This is a genomic window from Paenisporosarcina sp. P4_D4, assembly GCF_056401835.1.
The window spans coordinates 1-5,335 of sequence record NZ_JBFUIO010000126.1; the positions used below are offsets into that span (position 1 = coordinate 1).

6 protein-coding genes are annotated in these 5,335 nt (G+C 37.1%); 5 read left to right on the top strand and 1 reads right to left on the bottom strand.

The window, feature by feature from the left end; all coding sequences use genetic code 11:
• The first annotated feature begins 121 nt into the window (after window positions 1-121).
• The 3 genes from AC1DSL_RS15465 (at window position 122) to AC1DSL_RS15475 (ending at window position 2,026) form a co-directional block, all read left to right on the top strand.
• Entirely contained in the window at window positions 122-631 is a 510-nt protein-coding gene (locus AC1DSL_RS15465) for a DinB family protein (RefSeq protein ID WP_477532865.1), read from the top strand.
• A gap of 118 nt (window positions 632-749) precedes the next feature.
• Window positions 750-1,187 carry a GNAT family N-acetyltransferase gene (locus AC1DSL_RS15470; RefSeq protein WP_016426901.1) on the top strand — a complete coding sequence of 146 codons (438 nt, stop codon included), beginning with the start codon at window positions 750-752 and terminating at the stop codon, window positions 1,185-1,187.
• A 71-nt stretch (window positions 1,188-1,258) separates the two neighbouring features.
• A complete protein-coding gene (locus AC1DSL_RS15475) occupies window positions 1,259-2,026 on the top strand; it encodes an alpha/beta fold hydrolase (protein WP_477532866.1) in 768 nt (255 codons plus the stop codon).
• A gap of 106 nt (window positions 2,027-2,132) precedes the next feature.
• Here the strand turns inward: AC1DSL_RS15475 and AC1DSL_RS15480 are convergent, their stop codons facing one another.
• Window positions 2,133-3,515: a glycine--tRNA ligase gene (locus AC1DSL_RS15480; protein WP_016426903.1), complete on the bottom strand. Its 1,383-nt coding sequence runs from the start codon at window positions 3,513-3,515 to the stop codon at window positions 2,133-2,135.
• A gap of 330 nt (window positions 3,516-3,845) precedes the next feature.
• Between AC1DSL_RS15480 and ccpN the strand changes: the two genes are divergently transcribed.
• A complete protein-coding gene (gene ccpN / locus AC1DSL_RS15485) occupies window positions 3,846-4,484 on the top strand; it encodes a transcriptional regulator CcpN (RefSeq protein ID WP_147640277.1) in 639 nt (212 codons plus the stop codon).
• Between the two features lie 13 nt (window positions 4,485-4,497).
• Window positions 4,498-5,301 carry a pyruvate, water dikinase regulatory protein gene (locus AC1DSL_RS15490; RefSeq protein ID WP_016426905.1) on the top strand — a complete coding sequence of 268 codons (804 nt, stop codon included), beginning with the start codon at window positions 4,498-4,500 and terminating at the stop codon, window positions 5,299-5,301.
• The last annotated feature ends 34 nt before the right edge of the window (window positions 5,302-5,335 follow it).

Genomic DNA, 5,335 nt, shown 5'->3' on the forward strand with positions numbered 1-5,335 from the left:
CTTCTATTCGTTTAACTTTTTGTATGCAATAATTCCGTGCGATTACTATTCATGAATATTTTAAACCATTTCGAATAGTATGTTACGTGGTAGATAAATTGACTTGAAAGGTTGGGATGTTTTGAGTAAATTTGAAAATGAAAATCTGTTAATAACGAGAAATAATCTGCTAAATGAAATGAATTTATTAAGTGATGAAGAATTCAATTATACTCCTGGAATAAAGAGCTGGAGTATTGCGCAAATATGCAACCACTTAGCTTTGACAGAAGAAATTTTTGCTAAGGCAATTGCTTATGGACTCAAAAAATCCAACATCAGTGCAGAACCCAAAAAAATCGATTTTTTATTAGACAGGTCAAATAAGTTGGAAGCACCAGAAATCGTTATGCCTCAAATTGAATCTGCCGAGACTCATCAAATTATTGACCAATTAAACAATTCAAGAAATTTATTAAACAACATCTTAAATACTGTCGAAGATACATCGATCTTGGCTGACAAATCAGTAAAACATCCATACTTTGGTGATTTACCTCTTTATCAATGGATCGAATTAATTTATTTACATGAACAGCGGCACATTGAGCAAATAAAAGAAATTAAATCACTGTACCAAACCACCCGATAGTCTTAATCAATTGAACTGGTGTTTTACTTCAAGATGGAGTAAAGCATTTTTCTTTTTGGGACATTAAAAGATCATTTAAAAGTGATACAAAATATAAAGTTAACAGGATGGTTAATCAATGACAATTGAAATTAGGACAGTGCAATCTTCTGATTATGAAGATTTACTCGAACTGATGGCGGAATTAGGTTATCCTACATCACTTGAAGAACTTACGAAACGATTTGAGTTATTATTAAGTCATACTGAATATGAAACATTAGTGGTTGTGAAAAATAATCAATTAATTGGTTTTGCAGGGTTATGCAAGGCTCTATCTTTCGAATTTACTGGAGTATTTGCACGAATACAGGCATTCGTTATAAGTTCAAAACAGAGGAAACAAGGGGTCGGCTCAATGCTATTGAAAGCTTGCGAAGAATGGGCTATTGTGCAAGGAGCAGGTTCCATAACTTTAAACAGTGGAAATAGAGAAGAGCGAATACCAGCACATGCTTTTTATATAAGAAATGGATATATTGGTAAAAGTACGGGTTTTACAAAAAAATTAATATGAGGTTCAGAAGTTTCTCTATTCAATTACCGGTTTTACTTCATGTGACCTCGTACAAAATGAGGTGATGCGCATTGAAAATAGAGAAATATTACGTGGAAACATCTAAAGGAAAGCTGCAATATAATATTAGCGGAAAAGGTAAACCCAATGTCGTTTTGATTAACGGTGGGTCGGGTCCCATTGAAGGTTGGATGAAAATACTCCCGGAAATTTCGCAATTCTCATCAGTATTTTCTTATAATCGATTTGGTGTTACTGGTAGCGATAAGCCAATCGAAAATCAAGATGGAATGACAATTGTTAATACTCTCCATGAAACACTAAAAATCTTGGGATTTGAACCTCCTTACTTATTTGTTGGACATTCTCTAGGGGGCTTATATGCAAATTTATATGCGCGACTCTATCCTAACGAAGTAGCTGGAATTGTCTTTTTGGAATCCAGCCATCCAAAAGATATCAAACTTGAAGAATTTGAAGGTAAGGCAGTAAAAACAATAAATAAGATGCTCAAAATGTTGGATTCCTTATCTTCACACAAACAATTCGATGAAGTAAATTTTGTAAAACGAACTGTGAGTCAAATTCATCAAATAGATGCTTTTCCCGAAATACCTGTATTTGTTGTTACAGGTGGGAAGAAAAACCGAATGATGCCAGAGGAAGTACGAATAAAACGACAAGATAATCAATTGGAATTACTGACATTGTCAAAGAATAGTAAACACATTGTTGCTGAAAAAAGTGGACATTTCCCGCAATTATCAGAGCCAAGAGTCGTCATTGATACGATCAAAAATTGTGCAAACGAAATAAATGAACTAGCCCATAACAAGTAGTCTCATATTGATAAAAATAGGGAGGGAGTTGTGATAAAATTCACATCTCCCTCCCTTAATTTATTCTATAGAGCAATTGAGCATAAATGTTTCAATCCTGTTTAAATTAAAATTCTAAGTGTTTTTCAATATATGCTTTAACTTCTACGATAGGCATACGTACTTGTTCCATTGAATCACGGTGACGTACAGTTACTTGACCGTCTTCAACTGAATCAAAGTCATACGTGATACAGAAAGGTGTTCCAATTTCGTCTTGTCGACGGTAACGTTTACCGATTGATTGAGACTCATCATAATCGACCATAAATGATTTGCTTAAATTAGCAAACACTTCACCAGCGCCTTCAGCTAATTTTTTCGATAATGGTAAGATAGCTGCTTTTACCGGAGCTAATGCAGGGTGGAAACGTAACACGGTACGTTTATCATCACCTTCAAGAGTTTCTTCAGCATATGCATCACATAAGAATGCCAGTGTGACACGGTCTGCACCTAATGATGGTTCGATACAGTATGGTACATAACGTTCATTCGTTATCGGATCTATATAGTTGAAATCTTCACCAGAGTGCTCCATATGGCGTTTTAAGTCGAAGTCTGTGCGGTCTGCAATACCCCAAAGCTCGCCCCAGCCGAATGGGAATTTATATTCCACATCTGTTGTAGCCGATGCATAATGTGATAGTTCTTCTTTATCGTGATCACGTAAACGCATGTTTTCTTCGTTCAAACCTAAGTTCAGTAACCAGTTTTTACAATAGTCGCGCCAGAAAGTAAACCATTCCAAATCTTCACCTGGCTTACAGAAGAATTCAAGTTCCATTTGCTCAAATTCCCGCGTACGGAATGTGAAGTTACCTGGCGTGATTTCATTACGGAAACTCTTACCGATCTGAGCAATCCCGAATGGCATTTTTTTTCGCATTGAACGTTGCACATTTTTAAAGTTTACAAAAATCCCTTGTGCTGTTTCTGGACGTAAGTAAATATCGTTAGAAGAAGTTTCCGTCACACCTTGAGAAGTTTTGAACATTAAATTGAACTGACGGATGTTCGTGAATTCTTGAGCTCCACAATCTGGACAAATAATGGCGTGTTCGCTGATTAATTCTTCCATTTTTTCGAATGGAAGTCCGTCAACAATCATTTCGATTCCTTTTGCTTCAAGAGCATCTTCAATCAGTTTGTCTGCACGATGGCGTGCTTTACATTTTTTGCAGTCAATCATAGGGTCATTGAAATTTCCGATATGACCTGATGCTGACCAAACTTTAGGATTCATCAAGATAGCTGCATCAAGACCAACATTATAAGGAGATTCTTGAACAAATTTGCGCCACCAAGCTTTTTTGATATTATTCTTAAGTTCAATTCCAAGTGGACCGTAATCCCAAGTGTTGGCTAAGCCTCCATAAATATCCGAGCCAGGGAAGACAAAACCTCTGTGTTTCGCTAAACTAACTACATTTTCCATTGTGATTGTCATAACAATCCCTCCAAAAATAAAAATAGCACTCGTCCCCGGACATTWAATGTCCGGGGACGAGTGCATAATACCCGCGGKTCCACCCCAGTTAATTGCTAAAAGCAATCCACTTTCATTAACATGACTCCAGGACGCCTTTTCTTGTTCGTTGCAGACTTGCACCGCCTCTGCTCGCTAAAGGATGAACAATACTTATTTTCCTATCTTCGTCTATATAATTGACTATATTGTAGCATATAAAAATCTAAAGTGCCACTTAAACAGGGTACTAGATAAGCCCACTTAATTAGTATATAATATTGAACATTGAGTATAACACTTTTTGAGGCGGTGAGTCCGATCGAACTCAACAAACGTCAAGAGGACATTTTGCTAATTGTAAAAGAAAATGGTCCGATTACAGGAGAACAAATTGCAGAGCGTCTGCATTTAACAAGATCTACACTTCGACCGGATTTAGCTATATTAACCATGTCGGGGTTTCTGGATGCACGACCTCGTGTAGGATATTTTTATTCAGGCAAAAAAACTGGTCAAGCTGTTTCTGACAGCATGATGAATATGAAGGTTCGGGACTTTCAGTCAATCCCGATTGTAGTAGCAGAAGATATGACCGTATATGATGCCATCTGTCAAATGTTTTTGGAAGATGTCGGCACGCTATTTGTTGTAGATAAAAATTCATATTTAACAGGCGTATTATCAAGAAAAGATTTACTCCGCACGAGTTTAGGTCAACAGGACTTAAATAAAATTCCCGTACATATCATAATGACTCGGATGCCAAATATAACATTTTGTTATAAACACGACTCACTTATCCATGCCGCGAAGAAGTTGATTGACAAACAAATAGATGCTTTGCCAATCGTAAAACAACATCCTGATGGTTACGAAGTGATTGGTCGTTTGACCAAAACAAACATTACACGTGCTTTTCTGTCATTAGCGGAAAATCACGATTTGTGAGGTGACGGAAACCATGAAAAAACTGCAAATATTTATTGTTTCGGATTCAGTGGGCGAAACAGGAGAGTTAGTTGCGAAAGCAGCGGTAAGTCAGTTTAGACCTGGTTTACAGGATACGTCCTTAAAACGATTCCCTCATATCGCGACACTCGATCATGTAAAAGAAATTGTAAATCTTGCAAAACTGCAGCAAGCGATTATTTTATATACGCTTGTCCGAAAAAAGATGCGCTCAACTTTGCAAATGGAATGTGCAAAACATAGTGTAAGATCCATCGATTTAATGGGTCCGCTCATGGATACACTTGAACTTGAATTGAATGAAATTCCTTTTGAAGAACCAGGGTTAGTGCGGAAATTGGATGACGATTATTTCAAAAAAATTGAAGCAATTGAGTTTGCTGTAAAATACGATGATGGACGGGATCCACGTGGTTTACTATTGGCTGACATCGTCCTCGTCGGCGTTTCCCGCACTTCCAAGACCCCTTTATCTCAGTATTTAGCACACAAACGATATAAAGTCGCAAATGTTCCATTAGTGCCTGAAGTAGAGCCTCCGGAAGAGTTATTTAAAGTTGACCCGGAAAAATGTTTCGGACTTGTCATTTCTCCAGAGAAGTTAAATTCAATCCGGAAAGAACGATTGATTGCTTTAGGACTTAATGATGATGCAAGCTATGCAAAATTGGAACGCATTAAACAAGAAATCGTCCATTTTGAAAAAGTAGTTTCCCGAATTGGATGTCATGTGATTGATGTGACGAATCGTGCAGTCGAAGAAACAGCAAATGTCATCTTAAACAAAATCCAGTAAGGTGAAAACCATCCCTATGAGGGAAGGTTTTTTC